This is a genomic window from Wolbachia endosymbiont (group B) of Schoenobius gigantella (assembly GCF_964031005.1).
Classification (GTDB): domain Bacteria; phylum Pseudomonadota; class Alphaproteobacteria; order Rickettsiales; family Anaplasmataceae; genus Wolbachia; species Wolbachia pipientis.
Genome location: NZ_OZ035002.1, coordinates 86,175 through 101,985 on the forward strand (window position 1 = coordinate 86,175; position 15,811 = coordinate 101,985).

Annotated in this window: 14 protein-coding genes, 1 tRNA gene and 1 pseudogene; 6 read left to right on the forward strand and 10 right to left on the reverse strand. The window is 36.3% G+C overall.

Annotated features, from left to right (window positions below):
* Positions 1–3 precede the first annotated feature (3 nt).
* Genes ACQH2O_RS00440 through ACQH2O_RS00465 form a run of 6 tightly spaced genes read right to left on the reverse strand, consistent with a single transcriptional unit; the run spans position 4 to position 2,864 of the window.
* A complete protein-coding gene (locus ACQH2O_RS00440) occupies positions 4–576 on the reverse strand; it encodes an NADH-quinone oxidoreductase subunit C (RefSeq protein WP_006279573.1) in 573 nt (190 codons plus the stop codon).
* Complete coding sequence (locus ACQH2O_RS00445) at positions 569–1,075, reverse strand: NuoB/complex I 20 kDa subunit family protein (protein ID WP_006279574.1); 507 nt, start codon at positions 1,073–1,075, stop codon at positions 569–571. Before ACQH2O_RS00445 ends, ACQH2O_RS00440 begins: the two co-directional genes overlap by 8 nt.
* Positions 1,076–1,078: 3 nt before the next feature.
* Positions 1,079–1,432 carry an NADH-quinone oxidoreductase subunit A gene (locus ACQH2O_RS00450; protein WP_006279576.1) on the reverse strand — a complete coding sequence of 118 codons (354 nt, stop codon included), beginning with the start codon at positions 1,430–1,432 and terminating at the stop codon, positions 1,079–1,081.
* An 18-nt stretch (positions 1,433–1,450) separates the two neighbouring features.
* Positions 1,451–1,819, reverse strand: a complete 369-nt coding sequence (locus tag ACQH2O_RS00455) for an HIT domain-containing protein (RefSeq protein WP_010082356.1) — start codon at positions 1,817–1,819, stop codon at positions 1,451–1,453.
* Positions 1,820–1,822: 3 nt separating this feature from the next.
* Positions 1,823–2,080 carry a hypothetical protein gene (locus tag ACQH2O_RS00460; RefSeq protein ID WP_010082357.1) on the reverse strand — a complete coding sequence of 86 codons (258 nt, stop codon included), beginning with the start codon at positions 2,078–2,080 and terminating at the stop codon, positions 1,823–1,825.
* A gap of 16 nt (positions 2,081–2,096) precedes the next feature.
* Positions 2,097–2,864 (reverse strand): hypothetical protein, encoded by a 768-nt coding sequence (locus ACQH2O_RS00465; RefSeq protein ID WP_070356981.1) that lies wholly within the window; start codon positions 2,862–2,864, stop codon positions 2,097–2,099.
* A gap of 183 nt (positions 2,865–3,047) precedes the next feature.
* Here ACQH2O_RS00465 and ACQH2O_RS00470 point away from each other — a divergent pair, with 183 nt between their 5' ends.
* Both ACQH2O_RS00470 and ACQH2O_RS00475 read left to right on the forward strand, forming a co-directional pair.
* Complete coding sequence (locus ACQH2O_RS00470) at positions 3,048–4,577, forward strand: UDP-N-acetylmuramoyl-tripeptide--D-alanyl-D-alanine ligase (RefSeq protein WP_022626416.1); 1,530 nt, start codon at positions 3,048–3,050, stop codon at positions 4,575–4,577.
* A gap of 50 nt (positions 4,578–4,627) precedes the next feature.
* Positions 4,628–5,578 carry a complex I NDUFA9 subunit family protein gene (locus ACQH2O_RS00475; RefSeq protein WP_010082395.1) on the forward strand — a complete coding sequence of 317 codons (951 nt, stop codon included), beginning with the start codon at positions 4,628–4,630 and terminating at the stop codon, positions 5,576–5,578.
* Between the two features lie 8 nt (positions 5,579–5,586).
* Here the strand turns inward: ACQH2O_RS00475 and ACQH2O_RS00480 are convergent.
* Positions 5,587–5,660, reverse strand: a tRNA-Arg gene (locus ACQH2O_RS00480).
* Between the two features lie 929 nt (positions 5,661–6,589).
* Between ACQH2O_RS00480 and terL the strand changes: the two genes are divergently transcribed.
* The 3 genes from terL (at position 6,590) to topA (ending at position 10,768) form a co-directional block, all read left to right on the forward strand.
* On the forward strand, positions 6,590–8,041 hold the full coding sequence (gene terL / locus ACQH2O_RS00485) for a phage terminase large subunit (RefSeq protein ID WP_425385198.1): 1,452 nt from the start codon (positions 6,590–6,592) through the stop codon (positions 8,039–8,041).
* Between the two features lie 102 nt (positions 8,042–8,143).
* On the forward strand, positions 8,144–8,230 hold the full coding sequence (locus tag ACQH2O_RS00490; protein WP_419236910.1) for a hypothetical protein: 87 nt from the start codon (positions 8,144–8,146) through the stop codon (positions 8,228–8,230).
* Positions 8,231–8,317: 87 nt separating this feature from the next.
* Entirely contained in the window at positions 8,318–10,768 is a 2,451-nt protein-coding gene (gene topA, locus ACQH2O_RS00495) for a type I DNA topoisomerase (protein ID WP_010963054.1), read from the forward strand.
* A gap of 164 nt (positions 10,769–10,932) precedes the next feature.
* Here the strand turns inward: topA and ACQH2O_RS00500 are convergent, their stop codons facing one another.
* Entirely contained in the window at positions 10,933–11,760 is an 828-nt protein-coding gene (locus ACQH2O_RS00500) for a rhodanese-related sulfurtransferase (RefSeq protein WP_010963056.1), read from the reverse strand.
* Positions 11,761–11,889: 129 nt separating this feature from the next.
* On the opposite strand from ACQH2O_RS00500, the gene ACQH2O_RS00505 reads away from it, so the two are divergent.
* A complete protein-coding gene (locus ACQH2O_RS00505; protein ID WP_095742778.1) occupies positions 11,890–13,488 on the forward strand; it encodes an ABC transporter permease in 1,599 nt (532 codons plus the stop codon).
* A gap of 8 nt (positions 13,489–13,496) precedes the next feature.
* Here ACQH2O_RS00505 and ACQH2O_RS00510 read toward each other — a convergent pair.
* A pseudogene (locus ACQH2O_RS00510) lies at positions 13,497–14,261 on the reverse strand (Rpn family recombination-promoting nuclease/putative transposase); the annotation flags it as partial.
* Positions 14,258–15,805, reverse strand: a complete 1,548-nt coding sequence (ltrA, locus tag ACQH2O_RS00515) for a group II intron reverse transcriptase/maturase (RefSeq protein ID WP_425385084.1) — start codon at positions 15,803–15,805, stop codon at positions 14,258–14,260. The pseudogene ACQH2O_RS00510 and the gene ltrA, both read right to left, overlap by 4 nt.
* Positions 15,806–15,811 lie beyond the last annotated feature (6 nt).

Below are 15,811 nucleotides of genomic sequence, written 5' to 3' on the forward strand. Positions count from 1 at the left end.
TTTCTACTCCTTTGTATTTACTTTTATGGTTTTACCTTCCCAAGGCGATAAGCTATCAAACATACGAAAATCTTGCGGTAAATCTATAGGATTATACACAACCTTTTTTGTCTCTATATCATATCTTACTTCCTCATAACCAGTGAGAGGGAAATCTTTTAACATTGGATGACCTTTGAATCCATAGTCTGTTAGAATCCTACGCAAATCAGGGTGATCAGAAAACTCTATTCCATACATATCAAACACTTCACGCTCAAACCACAAAGCCGTACTAAATATCTTCGCTACACTTGGAGGCATGTCGCTTTCACATAACTGAAGCTTTATGTGTACTCTAATATTATGCACAATGCTGAGTAGATTGTATATTAGCTCGAAACGCTTCTCTCTATTTGGATAGTCAACCCCAAAAATATCAACTAATAGTTCAAACCTACACTTTTCATCATCACGTAGAAAGAATAGGTACTTTTCAATTTCATCTAAAGTTGAATATATTACAATAATGCCATCATCTTTTTGAATGCACTCGCATTTGGTCTTTTTTTGTATATACTTTGCAGTTTTATCCATTCCGAGTCCGTTTTATTTTGTTTTGTAGGCATAGCATTCCATATAGCAACGCCTCAGCGGTTGGTGGGCATCCAGGGACATACACGTCAACTGGCACAATTCTATCACAGCCTCGGACTACTGAATAAGAGTAATGGTAATAACCACCACCATTTGCACAACTTCCCATGGAAATAACATACTTCGGGTCTGCCATTTGATCATAAACCTTGCGCAATGCTGCTGCCATTTTATTAGTTAGTGTGCCAGCAACAATCATCACATCTGATTGACGTGGGCTTGCACGAAACATTATACCATATCTATCAAGATCATAACGGCTGGATGCAGTATGCATCATCTCAACTGCGCAACATGCAAGACCAAATGTCATTGGCCACAATGAACCAGACCTTGCCCAATTCATTACATAATCTGTTAAATCACCAAATTTAGTGACAAGAAACCCTTCTTTTTTATAACGACCCCAGTCATCATTAGATAGAATTTGATTTGTCATAAACTACTCCCACTCTAATGCACCTTTACACCATTCATAGATAAAACCTATAGTGAGTATTGCAAGAAATACCATCATAGACCAAAATCCACCATAGCTTATCTTAGATAAAGAAACAGCCCAAGGAAAAAGAAAAGCAATTTCTAAGTCAAATATTATAAATAATATTGAAACTAGGTAAAATTTAATGTCAAAATTTTTCCTTGCACTGGATAGTGGATTGAAGCCACACTCATATGTGGAAAGCTTTTCACCATCTGGCTTACTCACTGCAAGAAACATAGGCAATATACCTAAAGCAAAAGATACTACAATTGATACGCAGATAAAGATTACTATGGTTAAATATTCGCTCATTTAACAAAACATATAACACTATGAGTTTACATGCTTTCCTAACTTTTTACCACCTAAAATATGCACGTGAAAGTGTGGTACAACCTGCTCTCCATTTTCACCGTAGTTAGTGACTAATCTATATCCTGTTTTTTCTAGATTATATTTGTGTGCTATCTCTCTTACAGTTTTGAAGAAATCCGCTATTTCCTCTTCAGGAGCTTTTAGAATGAAATCATCATATGAAATATATTGATTTTTTGATATAACTAAAATATGAACTGGTGCGTCAGGGTACTTATCATGAAAAGCTAGTACATTTTCATTTTCATGTACCTTCTCACAAGGTAACTCACCTCTTAATATTTGAGCAAAGATGTTATCGCTATCATAAACTTCATTGCTCATATTTTAAGAGCGACCTTTCCCTCTTTCTTCGTTTTTCTCTACATTAGGTGTAGATAGTGGTTTTATCGCATCACCAGAAGCATCTTCAAGATTTAAAGAGCTTACAAGTTCCCTTACTTTTACCATGTCCTGCTGTTCTTTCAAAAAGGGTTCTATTCCACTTACCCTTTTTCCAGTAATAACTCCTGGTTGTAAGTGATACATATCCCCAGGAACAGTTAGACTATGATGTCTTTCCTCTATTTTTTTAGCTTCACTCATAATACTCCCCTATAACTTATTTTTGCATTCCACAACTTTGCGACTTACCTGCTTTTATAGCTTCTTGCGCCCATTTTTTCTCACCTGAAGCTATAGTTTCTGAAGGCTGACCAACATCAGACTTCACAACTTTGTCTGATGACTGCTTTTGATTATCATATTCCTTATACAATTTTTCTGCAATACCATACAGCAATTTTAAGTCTGTGTGAACTTTAAATTCTCCACCAGTAATTTTTGCTAGATCTTTAAGGTTACCGTCAACTTTTTGTTTAATTTCTTCAATAGCAAGCTTTTTTATCTCCTCTGGACTCTTTCCTTTATATTTAATGTCTTCAATTATTTTTTTAACATCAACTTCAATTACAATTTTATTTTCTTCTTTAAAGATAGTTACATTTGGCAGGTTTTGCTTTATTTCACCTAATCGTTCTGGCGTCAAATAGGGTATATCCCCTGTCAGAGTCCTTGATGCTAAAAAAGTTACCTTTCCTGTTCCTTTCTTTTGCTCCATTATTTGGACACCAAGATCCTCACTAGCTTGTGTGGTTTCTATAGGTGGATCATATTCTTCAAGTGGGTTGCCAATAATAGAACGTCCGCCATTTTTTATGTCGTGCCGCATTTCATCCCAGGACTTAAACCAATTCTTTGGCCATATAGGGTACACTGCACCCTTGACTAGAACTTTTACACCTCTACCCAGAAAACTTCCTACTCCCGAAGCTGCATTACCAACTTTAGCTAGTATAGAAGTAGATTTTTCATTTTTTCCTGTGAACATACATACCTCCAAGGTACTTTCTACAACTAAATACATTTTAATTATAGACGAAAAAATTTAAACTTCTATATCCATTATAAGATAGAATTATAGGGATTGCAACCATTATTTGCACATTGTCTAAAACATGTAGTATTTTCGCTACTTTTATTGTTCAATTTATTATAAAGAATACTCTAAATTATGTTTAAATGGAACACAAATAATATCATTGATGCAACTGGCGGAAGAGACGTAAATGGTTGTAATTGGATACATAGCTCAAATATTTCAACGGACACAAGAAGCATAAAAAAAGGTGATTTATTTATTGCCCTCAAGGGAAAGAATTTTGATGGCCATAATTTTTTGCATGAAGCGTTTTTAAAAGGGGCTATCGCTGCAATAGTGAGTGAGGGTAAATATAAAAGTTTCCCTCTCATTATTGTACAAGATACCCTGAAAGCTTTGCACGATATGGCATCATATTACATTAGAAATGTTCTTATTGATGCTAAAGTTATTGCAGTTACAGGCAGTGTCGGAAAAACCACTACAAAGGATATGCTACACACTGTTTTATCGCAATATGGAGTGTCCCATGCAAACGAAGGTAACTTAAATAATAATATAGGATTGCCTTTGACAATTCTGAAAGCTCCAAAAAACTGCCAGTACTTAATTCTTGAAATGGGAATGAATAAAGCTGGTGAAATAAAAGAATTATCAAAAATTAGTAATCCGAATATTGCAGTTATTACCAACATCGAACCTGCACATACTGAAAATTTTTCATCACTATTTGACGTTGCACAAGCGAAGTTAGAAATTCTGTATGGTATGAAAAATAACGGTACTTTGGTTTTAAGCAGAGATAATAAATATTATGATTATCTCTCATCACACGCCAATAGAAATGTAATAAGCTTCGGTAAAGATAAAAATGCTGAAGTTTGTTTACTAAACTTAATAAGAAACGATGAATCTTCTGTCATTTCAGCACTATCTTCTGTCATCCCAGTGCTTGACTACTTGGATCCAGGAAGTTCAATTGCAAATGAGCATATCAGACGGTTGTATAATAAAGACTGGATTCCAGCGTCACGCGCTGGAATGACATCAAACCGAGTTGCTAATAGATTAAGTTTAAAAATCAGGCTGAGTGATAATCAAATTATAAACTGTAATTTACGTGTACAAGGTGAGCATTTTGCTTATTCGCTACTTGCTGTTGCAGCAGTTGTGCAAAGCCTCGGACTTGATTTATCAAAATTACCACTTGCACTTAAGAATTTTAGTGTAGCGAAAGGTAGAGGCAATATTCATAAGGTCAAATGCAATAAAAAATATATACATTTAATTGATGACTCCTATAACGCCAGCCCTGCTTCGATGAAAACTGCAATAAAAACTTTGAGTACATATTCTAATCAGAGAAAAGTAGCTTTGCTTGGTGATATGTTGGAACTTGGTGATGAAAGCATAGAGTTTCATACAGATTTGGTTAAGATTATCACAGAAAATAATATAGATAAAGTTTATACAGTTGGTAAATTTATGTTAGAATTGCATGAGCTTTTGCCAGATAATATAAGAGGCACGCATTTTAATGATTCTAATCAATTGAAAAGTGATTTAGCTAACATTATTCAGAATAATGACGCAATTCTAGTTAAAGGCTCACGAGGAATGAAAATGGATCTTATTGTACGGGAATTCGTAATAAAATATTAAGCGAAATCATTGTATTAATTTACAGTAACAAATTATTAGGAACTTTAATTGTGACAAAACGTGTAATTATTTTTGGTGGAACGGGGTTTATAGGGAAACACATCGTAAGACGCTTGGCAGCAGAAGGATATTTAATAAAGATATTCACTCGTAATCAGGAAAAAGCTGCTTGTTTAAAATTGTGTGGCAATTTAGGACAAATATCAATATTTAAAGGCGATTTTTTTGATGAAAAATCAGTTCTGGATGGTATGGAAGAATGTGATGTAGCTATAAACTTAGTGGGAATATTATATGAAGCAAAAAAGCACGATTTTTACGCTGTTCACGTTAAAATAGCTGAAAGGATAGCAAAAGCTGCAAAAATGAAAAATGTACCTATGATGATACATTTTTCTGCTATGGGAATAGAAAATAGCAAGTTGTCAAAATATGCCAAAAGTAAATTGGAAGGTGAAAAAGCTGTAACTTCAGCATTTCAAAAAGCAATAATAATTAGGCCAAGCCTTGTATTTGGTAAAGAAGACAACTTCTTTAATAAATTTGCAAGATTAGCAACTATTCTTCCTTTCTTACCACTAATTGGCAATGGAACAACTAAATTTCAGCCAATATGTGTAACAGACTTAGCTGAAGTGGTATATCGTATTATCAGTTTTAATAAGCAAGACAAGAAAATTTATAACATGGGTGGACCAAAGGTTTACTCTTTCAAAAGCTTATTGAAGTTTATTCTGAATGTTACTAACAGAAAGTGTTTGTTGATCAATGTATCTTTTCCAATGGCAAAGTTAATAGCTTTCTTTTTAGAAAATAAAATTATTTCTATGCTGCTAAAACCAATAACCGGAGATACGAACCCTATGCTTACTCAAGATCAGGTGAAAGTTATGATGAATAGTTCAATCGAAAAGTCAGTTGACCTTGAAACAATGAAGGTTCGACCATTAGCAATTGAAAATGTGGTGCCAGAGTACTTGAAGATTTATAGAAAGTATTGATAAAAGAGTGTGCCCGGTGGGATTCGAACCTACGACCCACAGCTTAGAAGGCTGTTGCTCTATCCAGCTGAGCTACGGGCACACAACATATATAAAATGCTTCTTAGTACAAGTGAAGTCAAGTACTTCGTGTGAATATGATGTTTATCTTGCGACACCTTGTCATTGCAGTTGTGTGTCGCGCGCTGCCAAAATTGGATGCGAGAAGTCTATTTATTTTAGAAAATATTATATAGAAACTTACTTGACACCCTTCGCCAGCGCCCTTATCATGATAGTGAAGCTATTGTATTTGCTTTCGCCAATCTGCAGATTAAAAGGTAAGGATTACTTAATGTATCGGTGTCTTATGTTCAATTTTTTGCAGTATATAGATACTGTATGTCTTTACAAAACTTCATCTACATCTAGATTTTTATCTAAATAAGCTGAACGCGCTTATAAAGCGTTACAAGACATCAAAAAATGCCAATACTCGACAGAGATAGTAAAAGACTAGCTAACTCGGGGATTCTTTGTCTTTTTTTCTGCTTGGTAAATTTCTTAAACATTTGCAGCGTAGGTTAGTTGCAATTAAAAGCAGCTGAATTTCGCTTGTCAAGCGTTTAAAACATAAAAAACGCCAATATTTTAAAGCAGATAATAACCACGGGGCTTCTTTTGCCTTTTTTTCATTTGGTAAATTTCTTAATATTTATGGCTAAACGACAATCGTCATCCCGCTGCTTGTTAGCGGGATCTCTTGTTAGCGGCTGAGATACCGCGAATGAATCGCGGTATGACGGTGTAGATGATGGTTAAGTATCCCGCTGCTTGTTAGCGGCTAAGAGATACCGCGAATGAATCGCGGTATGACGGTGTAGATGATGGTTAAGTATCCCGCTGCTTGTTAGCGGGATCTATGCTTTGAGATACCGCGAATGAATCGCGGTATGACGGTTAAGTAAGGTGTCATTCCAGTGCTCCTTTTTTTGTCATCCCAGCGTCACGCGTTGGTTTCAACATTATATCATGAACTTTCTAAAATTCATTGAACTGTGCTTTCAAACGGTAGTGCCGGGGTGTGAGTATAACGATTATCAGTATATAAAAGTCATAGCAGACAGGCTGGAAGCAGCGAGCGCTGGTGAAGTGAAACGAATAATATTCAATATGCCTCCGCGCTCGATGAAGTCCATGTGCATAAGCGTTGCGTGGCCCGCATGGATACTGGGAAACCAACCAACTGCGAGAATAATAGTTGCAAGTTATTCTCAGCGGCTCAGCGAAAAGCACTCGCTCGACACCAGGTGCGTGATGCAGTCTAGTTGGTATAGAGCGCTATTTCCAGAGATAGAACTATCCAAAGACCAGAATACCAAATATAAATTTCAAACAGTGCAGAGAGGATACAGAATCGCAACATCAGTTGGTGGAACACTAACTGGTGAAGGTGGTGATTTTATCATTGTGGACGATCCGCTCAGTTCTGCTCAAGCTTTGAGTGAAACGCTTAGAAAGCGTGCCACAAACTGGTTTGATCAGACTTTAGTAACCAGGCTGAACGATAGAAAAAAAGGAGTCATCGTTCTTGTAATGCACAGGCTACACCAGGAGGACTTAACTGGACACCTTCTCTCCAAGCCAAAAAACATATGGCATCATATTTGTTTGCCAATGATTTCTGAAAATAAGCAGGTTATTTATTCAATCAAAAAGCCAATGCCTCCCGTTCCTGTCATCCGAGTAGCTCAGCACTGTGCGACCAGGCGATTATATAATAAACCAGCGTCACCTGTAAGGATATTATATTCAAGAGAAGAAGGTCAGTTGTTATATCCCCTCGATGGAGGAAAAGAAGAAGTTGAGATAATAAAAGCTGAACTTGGGAGTTACGCTTTTGCTGCTCAATATCAACAAAACCCTCTGCCGCTTTCAAGTGGTATAATTAAATCAGAGTGGTTGAAACGCTATAAAAAATTTCCTGATAATCTCTCGCATATAACACAAAGTTGGGATACTGCGGTTTCAACAAGTAACATGAGCAACTTTAGTGTCTGCACCACCTGGGCAAAAATAGATAATAAATTCTATTTACTCGACGTATATCGCGCAAAGCTTGAGTATCCAAAGCTTAAAGAACAGGTTTTGTCACTAGCTGCAAGATGGACGCCACACGCAATTTTAATCGAAGCAAAAACAAGTGGTCAACAATTGGTGCAAGAGCTAAAGACAAACAGTGATTTACCGATTATTGAAATAGTGCCACATGATGACAAGCTCACTCGATTTCATCAAATTGTTCCGATTATAGAGTCTGGCAAGGTTTTTCTGCCACATCAAGCAGTATGGCTGAACGATTTTGAGTATGAGATTTTAATGTTTCCTGAAACGCGCCACGACGACCAAGTGGACAGTACCGTGCAATATTTGCAGTGGGTGAGAAACAGTACCTCTAGGGTTACGGCTGTACGGGCATTGTGATTTGAGAGCAATTTCCACAAGGGAGGATGTCATCCCAGCGCTCCTTTTTTTGTCATGCAAGTAGCTGACACTGGAATCTAGCTTCTCGTTGCTGCTGCGATCATATACTATTGTAATGAGCCTTCAAAGTCACTTAAAAATAGCAACGTCCAAGGGTTTTCTGAAAAGGTCCCACAACCCGGTTCGTAAAATTCACAAGAACCATTAAAATATTTTTTTACTTTTCATTGTATATTTCTCAACATATTATCTTTAAGTACTAAAATAATTAACAATATGGCATTATTAATAGTTGAATCACCTGCGAAAGCAAAGACAATAGGTAAATATTTGAGTAAAGAGTTCAAAGTAGCTGCATCCTTTGGACATGTGAGGGATCTTCCAGCAAAAAACGGTTCTGTCGATCCGGATAATGATTTTACTATAAAGTATGAAACCATTGAAAAAGCAGAAAAGTATATAAAAGAGCTAGTAAAAGCCGCAAGCAAAACATCAGATATATATCTTGCAACAGACCCAGACAGAGAAGGGGAAGCAATGGCTTGGCATGTGATAGAGACATTAAAAGAAAAGAAAGCAATCAGTAATGAAAACAACATTTATAGAGTAGTCTTTAATGAGATAACAAAAAGAGCAGTACAAGAAGCAATAAAAAATCCACGTGAAATTAATATGGATTTAGTGCGTGCACAACAAGCACGTAGAGCTTTGGATTATCTAGTTGGATTTAGTTTGTCACCACTGCTGTGGACAAAATTGTCGGGAAGCAAGTCTGCAGGGCGAGTGCAGTCTGTTGCATTAAAGATTATATGCGAACGAGAAGATGAAATTAGTAAATTTATAACACAGGAGTATTGGAGCATAAAAGCAGAAATGCAAAATAGCAAAGATGAGGCTTTTTTTGCTATGCTAAGCCACTATGACAATAAAAAGCTAGAAAAATTTGATATTAAGAATGAAGAAGAAGCAAAGAACTTAGTCAGGGAGATTGAATCAAGGCAATATGCTGTAAGCACAGTAGAACGCAAGCAAGTTAAGAGAAACCCGCTTCCTCCGTTTATTACTTCAAGTCTTCAGCAAGATGCAGTGAATAAACTGTATTTTAATGTGAAAAGTGTTATGCGCATAGCGCAAAATTTATATGAAGGTATCGATATTGGTGGTGAAACTGTAGGGTTGATAACTTACATGCGTACAGATGGGTTTCATATTGCAGATGAGGCTATAAACTCAATTAGAGGGTCAATTAAGTCATTATATGGTGATAAATATTTACCGCAGTCTCCTCGTAAATATGTAAAAAAGGTCAAAAATGCTCAAGAAGCACATGAAGCAATTCGTCCAACTGATATCAATAGAACGCCGGGTAGTATTAAGGATTACTTAACGCCAGAGCAATTTAAATTGTATGATTTAATCTGGAAAAGGACCATTGCAAGTCAAATGGAGTCGGCGATTCTTGATCAAGTGGTAGTCGAAATTAGTTCTACTGACCAGAAAGTAATTCTGCGAGCAAGTGGATCAAGTATATTCTTTGATGGTTTTTATAGAGTCTACCAAGATAACATAGAAGCCGAAAATGAAGGCCTGCTACCTGCCATGAAGGAAGGGGAAGCGTGTAAGCTGATTTCAGTTGAGCCAAAACAACATTTCACTCAACCGCCACCTCGTTATAGTGAAGCAAGTATCGTAAAAAAAATGGAAGAAATCGGTATAGGTCGACCATCAACTTATGCAACAATTATTTCGGTATTACAAGATCGTGAGTACGTTTCATTGGATAGCAAAAGGTTTATTCCAAGCAGCCGCGGTAAAATCGTTACTATATTTTTAGAAACTTTTTTTCAGCGTTGTGTAGAGTATGATTTCACAGCACAAATGGAAGAGAAGCTTGATTTAATTTCAAATGGACATGCAGATTGGAAAAAAGAATTAGGCCACTTTTGGGTGCCATTTTTTGGTCATGTAAACTCTGTCAAGCAAATGACGCATGATGAAGTTTTCAGCGGCATTCACGATTTGGTAATCGATTGGTTTTGTTCAGAAGAAGGAAGAAAAGAGGTGAATACGAAATGCCCTGCTTGCTTAGGTGGCATATTGAAATTGAACTTTGGAAAAGCCGGGGTGTTCCTTGGATGTTCTAACTATCCTGAATGCAACCATACAAAAGAAATTACAGGTAGTAACGACAATTCAGAATATCCAAAAAGTTTAGGTATAGATGATATAACAAACCAAGAAGTGATGATCAAAAAGGGTCCTTTTGGACTTTATCTGGAGTTTAATAACGAGTTAAAAAAGAAAAAAACGGTTTCCATACCAAAAGATATAAATGTTAATGAGATTGATCTGAGCACCGCTACTCAGTTACTTTCCTTGCCAAAAGTAATCGGAGAACACCCTGAAACCGGAAAGGAAGTAAAAATAGGCCTTGGGCGATTTGGGTACTATATTTTCTATGATGGTAGATACTTTTCTCTTAAGAAAAGCTCCAAAGAGGTGCTGAATACAGAATTGAGCGAAGCTGTACAAATTATTGCAAACAGTCCACGCAAAGAGTTAAAATCTCTCGGGGTTAATGAAAAGGGAAAAGAAGTTTTTATCTGCAACGGTAGGTACGGATTCTATATAAAATGCGGTAAAACAAACGTTGCTTTGGGCAAGAGTGCAGATATTGAGAGTATAGATCTGGAGAAGGCTTTAGAGTTGATTAAGGGTAAGAAATAGACTTCTTGCATAACCATATGCTCTTTATTGTCATTCCAGCGCGTGACGCTGGAATCTAGAAAAAAAGAACCTGGATGCCAGTGTCTGGGCACTGGCATGACACCCTTTCTGGTAGAGGTTGCTCTCAAATCACAACGTGCATACAACTGCAGCAGTATGATGTTTTATTTATTATAGCTATAACACTGAAGTTTACAATCAGAACAAACCACTTGGCCACGTGGAACTGATTTCAGTTTATCAGTTGAAACTTGATTTGAGCAGAATATGCATTTTATTGTGTTGCTTGGAGTAAGTGAGTTATCAACAGCAATTCTATCATCAAAAACAAAACATTCTCCTTTCCAATTACCATTTTTATTATAAGTTTTTTCAAGGTAAGAAAGAATGCCGCCTTTAAGATGGTAAACATCACTAAATCCAAGGCTTTTCATATATGCTGTAGATTTTTCGCATCTAATCCCACCAGTGCAGTACATAGCCACTTTCAGGTCTTTACTCTCAGAAAATGACTCTGTCCACTGAGGAAACTCACGGAAACATTGTGTGTGTGGATTAATTGCATTCTTAAACTTGCCTAATTTCACTTCATACTCGTTTCGTGTATCTATTACTAAAACGTCAGGTTGAGAAGTAAAATCATCCCAATGCTCTGGATCAACATATTTACCCCTAAGGGAAATATCAAGATTGCTTACACCAAGATTCACAATCTCTCTTTTTAATTTTACCTTCATCTTGCTAAATGGTTGATATTCTGCTGCACTCTCTTTCCATGTAAGGTCCCTTAGCCTATAATCAGAACGTAGAAAATCGAATATTTTATCAATTGCGTTTCTTTCACCAGATATTGTTGCATTAACACCCTCTTCTGCAAGGAGTATAGTGCCCTTTAACTCAACGTTGTTGCATGCAGCTTTTATTTCGTCTTTCATGTCATAATAATTAGAGAGTTCTACAAAGTGATAGAAAGTTGCAATGACGAAGCTCATGATTATTCACTTATCAACTAAAAACATGATATACAAAATTATAAAGATATTCAATAGTACGGCTGTTAATTACTGGATATCTTCAGTTTTTACATATAACATTTTAATATAAAATATAGATTCAAATTAATGTTTTTAAGAGTATTTAAAAATATATTCTTATTTTTAGTAAGCATATTATTCGTCTGCCCAATATTATCATTAATATCAATCTTATTTACAGATTCAGCGAATTCCGAATGGGTAATCAGTACACTTTTTCCTGAATATATACTGAGTACGTTAATTTTGATGGTAGGAGTAGGGGGAATATCTTTCATATTTGGAGTAATTCCAGCTTGGCTCACCACATTTTTTTCATTTCCTGGAAGTAAAATTTTTGAGATTGCTTTGTTCTTTCCGATATCGATTCCTGGATATATAGTAGCGTTCGTCTATGTAAATACGCTAGAGTTTTCAGGTCCGGTGCAGAGCTTATTAAGAGACATTTTAGATTGGAGCAAAGGTGACTATTGGTTTCCTGAAATAAAATCCCTAGGTGGTGGAATATTAGTAATGGGATTCAGCCTATATCCATACGTTTATATGTTAGTTCGCTCAAGTCTAAAGAATGTTAGTAACTCAGTCACTATTGCGTCAACGCTTGGGTTCTCCTCATTGAAGAGCCTGTTTTCTGTTATCATACCCTCCATACGCCCATCAATTATAGCTGGGTTGTCTTTGGTACTAATGGAAGTAATTACAGATTTCGGCACACCACAGTTTCTTGCTATCGATACTTTTACGACAGGAATATATCGCACCTGGTTTTTACTGCATGACAAATATTCAACTACTGTTTTAGCAGTTGCAGAATTAATTTTCGTTGTGATACTAATAGCTATCGAAAAAAAACTACAAAAAAAAGGAATATCTTACTCTTCAATCAATACCAATTCGGACTATCACAACAAACGGAGTATAAGTGGCGCTATGCCGTTGATCTTTGCTTATCTTATGTGTGTATTGCCGATCTTAATAGGTTTTATTTTGCCAATGATTCCGCTCATATATTGGAGCATAGAGAAGGGGTTTTTCATATACGAAGCAAGATTCTATAACATAATAGCAAATAGCATTAGTTTATCATTTATCACCGCATTAATCTCAATTAGCATTGCAATAATGATTGGATATACGGCGCGTAAAAATAAGGTAATCAACAATATAGCGCGTCTCATTTCTTTAGGCTACGCAATTCCAAATGCAATTATCGCAATTAGTATAATAATATTTTTAAGCAGAATATCCTCTTTCATTACTCAATATGTTGTGGAAATTAGCTTGGTAGGAACTATTGGCGCATTAGTTTACTCATATTTATTTCGTTTTTTTGCTATATCTTTCAAGGCGGTAGAGTCAGGGCTCAAAAAAACACCAAATGAAATTGAGTGGACTGCATATACTATGGGTCATGGACCTATTTCCACATGTTTGAATGTTCATATCCCTCTCATCAAGAAGAGTATATTATCGGGATTTTTGCTCGTATTTATGGATACTATCAAAGAGCTCACAGCAACACTCATTATAAGACCATTTAATTTTGAAACTATATCAACTAGAATATATGAACTTGTAAGCGATGAGCGCTATAGAGAAGCTGCCCCATTTTCGTTAATAATAGTTATAATAGGCTTAATCTCTACAATAACCTTATTTACACTTGATGATAAGGATAAAAAATAAACGTAACCGTTCACACTTAATTCTTCAATCTCACTAATAGAAAGGCCAGTAAACTTAACAATAGTGTTGACATCAACATTATTAGCCAGCATTGCTTTTGCGACTTCAATTTTCCCTTCAATTTTCCCTTTCTCTATACCTTTTTGTATACCTTTCTCTTCAGCAAGATCAAGTCTGTATTCAAGAATAGCTTCTTCTTTGCGTAGATCCATTATCCTTTCTTCATAGGCTACTAAATCTTTTTCGTTCCAACGAAACTTGTCTAATTCATCATATGCTAGCTTTATTATTGGCGCTTTTTCTGCTATCTCTTTTAAGTCCTCTTCTGTTGTTTCTTCTGCGTATTTAAAAAAGAAACACCACCTTTCTACTGTACTTTCTAACTGCTCTACTTTATTTTTTGCGAATTTAGGCAACTCAATAAAGACAAACTGAAAATCTTTTAAGTAATGGCCGTTAGTTTTTATATCACGTATATTGTGAGTAGAAATATAATCAACTTCTTCAGGAAGTAAGTTACAATTTGATATAGCAATAAAGAAGACTTTCTTTAAATCAATGTAGTTGCCAGATTTATCTAATTGTCTTGAGTAGGCTTTAGCGGCATATAATTGAGCGCGTTTTTCGAAGCCCTTGTCTCTAGCGAGCTGGTTAGGTAAGGAAGTAGTATTGCTACTACTCCCTCCCTTAGAAACGCAGCATGCAGGTTTCCCCACACTACGCTTGAGCCCCTTATCTAAGTCCTTCTTTTCTCGAACCGGCTTGTCCTTCATGATTCCTCAGAAAACATCATTCTTAATGGTGACACCAACAGTAGAGAACCTTCTCTTGAGAAAGAGCTTGCTAAAATTTTTGTTTGTTTCACTCTTTCATCAAAATACTTTTTCCATTTTAAGTCAAGTGGATTTGCATCCGCCCTGATTTTAACATGTCGTCTGATAGGTATATCAATCAACCTAAGCAGTCTTAAATACCTTATCTCTTTCGGTTTGTTCTTGCATATGGGTGCAGCAAAGACCCATTGGCGTTGTTTCATTACCTTGAAGTAACGATTCTTTATCCAACGTAATCCTTTACGAGGATGTCTTTTCTTTGCCCATTTCCATAGAGCACACATAATTTCATGGTCTATTTTGTTAAAAGCTCTTTTCGCACACACATGGCTGTAGTAATTTCCCCATCCCCTTAATAGGGAATTGAGCAACTTGATTAGTACGGCCTGAGTGTTCGCTATGTTTGCCTTTATCAATGTACGTGCTTTATTAAGAAGTTTCTTAATACTTTCTTTTGAAGGTTTTATAATTAACTTCTTATTATACCTGCGTACATTACAACCAAGAAAGTCAAACCCTGTTGTAATAGATGTAATTTTTGTTTTCTCTTCGGAAAGGATAAGACCTCTCTCCTGAAGAAAGGACGATACTAGAGGTTTTACTTCATTTTCCAGTACTTCGCGTGTGATTCCTGAAATGATAAAGTCATCTGCGTACCTGATTACATTTACTCCACTTCTGATTTTGCTTCTTCTTTTACTGCCAAGTTTACCAAATTGACTTTCCAATGATTTTTCAAGTCCATTTAGGGCTAGATTTGCTAGTATTGGAGAGATGATACTACCTTGTGGGGTACCTGCAGTTGTGGAATACAGAGTTTTTGATTCTAGGAAGCCAGCTTTTAACCAGCTATGAAGAATTTTCTTCTCCATAGGAATATGCTTCATGAGCCATTCATGGTTAATGTTATCAAAACACCCTTTAATATCACCTTCGAGTATCCATTGTAGTTGGTTACGGCTTGCCAGTAACAAGTGACAAGCCACAGTAGCGTCTGCGCAGGATCTTTTTGGTCTAAAACCATAAGAGTGACGATCACTGATCGTTTCAGCTATCGGTTCCAAAGCAAACAAGTATAATGCTTGCATGGCTCTATCTTTTATCGTAGGGATTCCAAGAGGTCTTCTTTTGCCATTAGACTTACTGATGTATATCCGTTTTAGCGGAGAAGGTTTGTATCCTCTTTGTTTTAATAGCTTTATTCCTTGAAATTTTGTGTTGCAAGTTGACCATATTTGACGATCTACACCTGCTGTGTTTTTTCCTTGGTTTTCAGTTACTCTCTTAACCGCCAAAGCTTTGCCGCTAAAAGAGCGTGTGAGAAGGTGTTGTAAAGTTTTCACCTTACCCCATCTGCCTTGTTGGACAGCCTTAACAATACGCCTCTGTAGCCTCATAACAACTTTTTGGCATTTCTTCCAGGGTAACTGGTTCCATGCTTCGGAGTTATTGGTAGGTGCACTTACAGTTGTACTTGTAATCATCTGCTT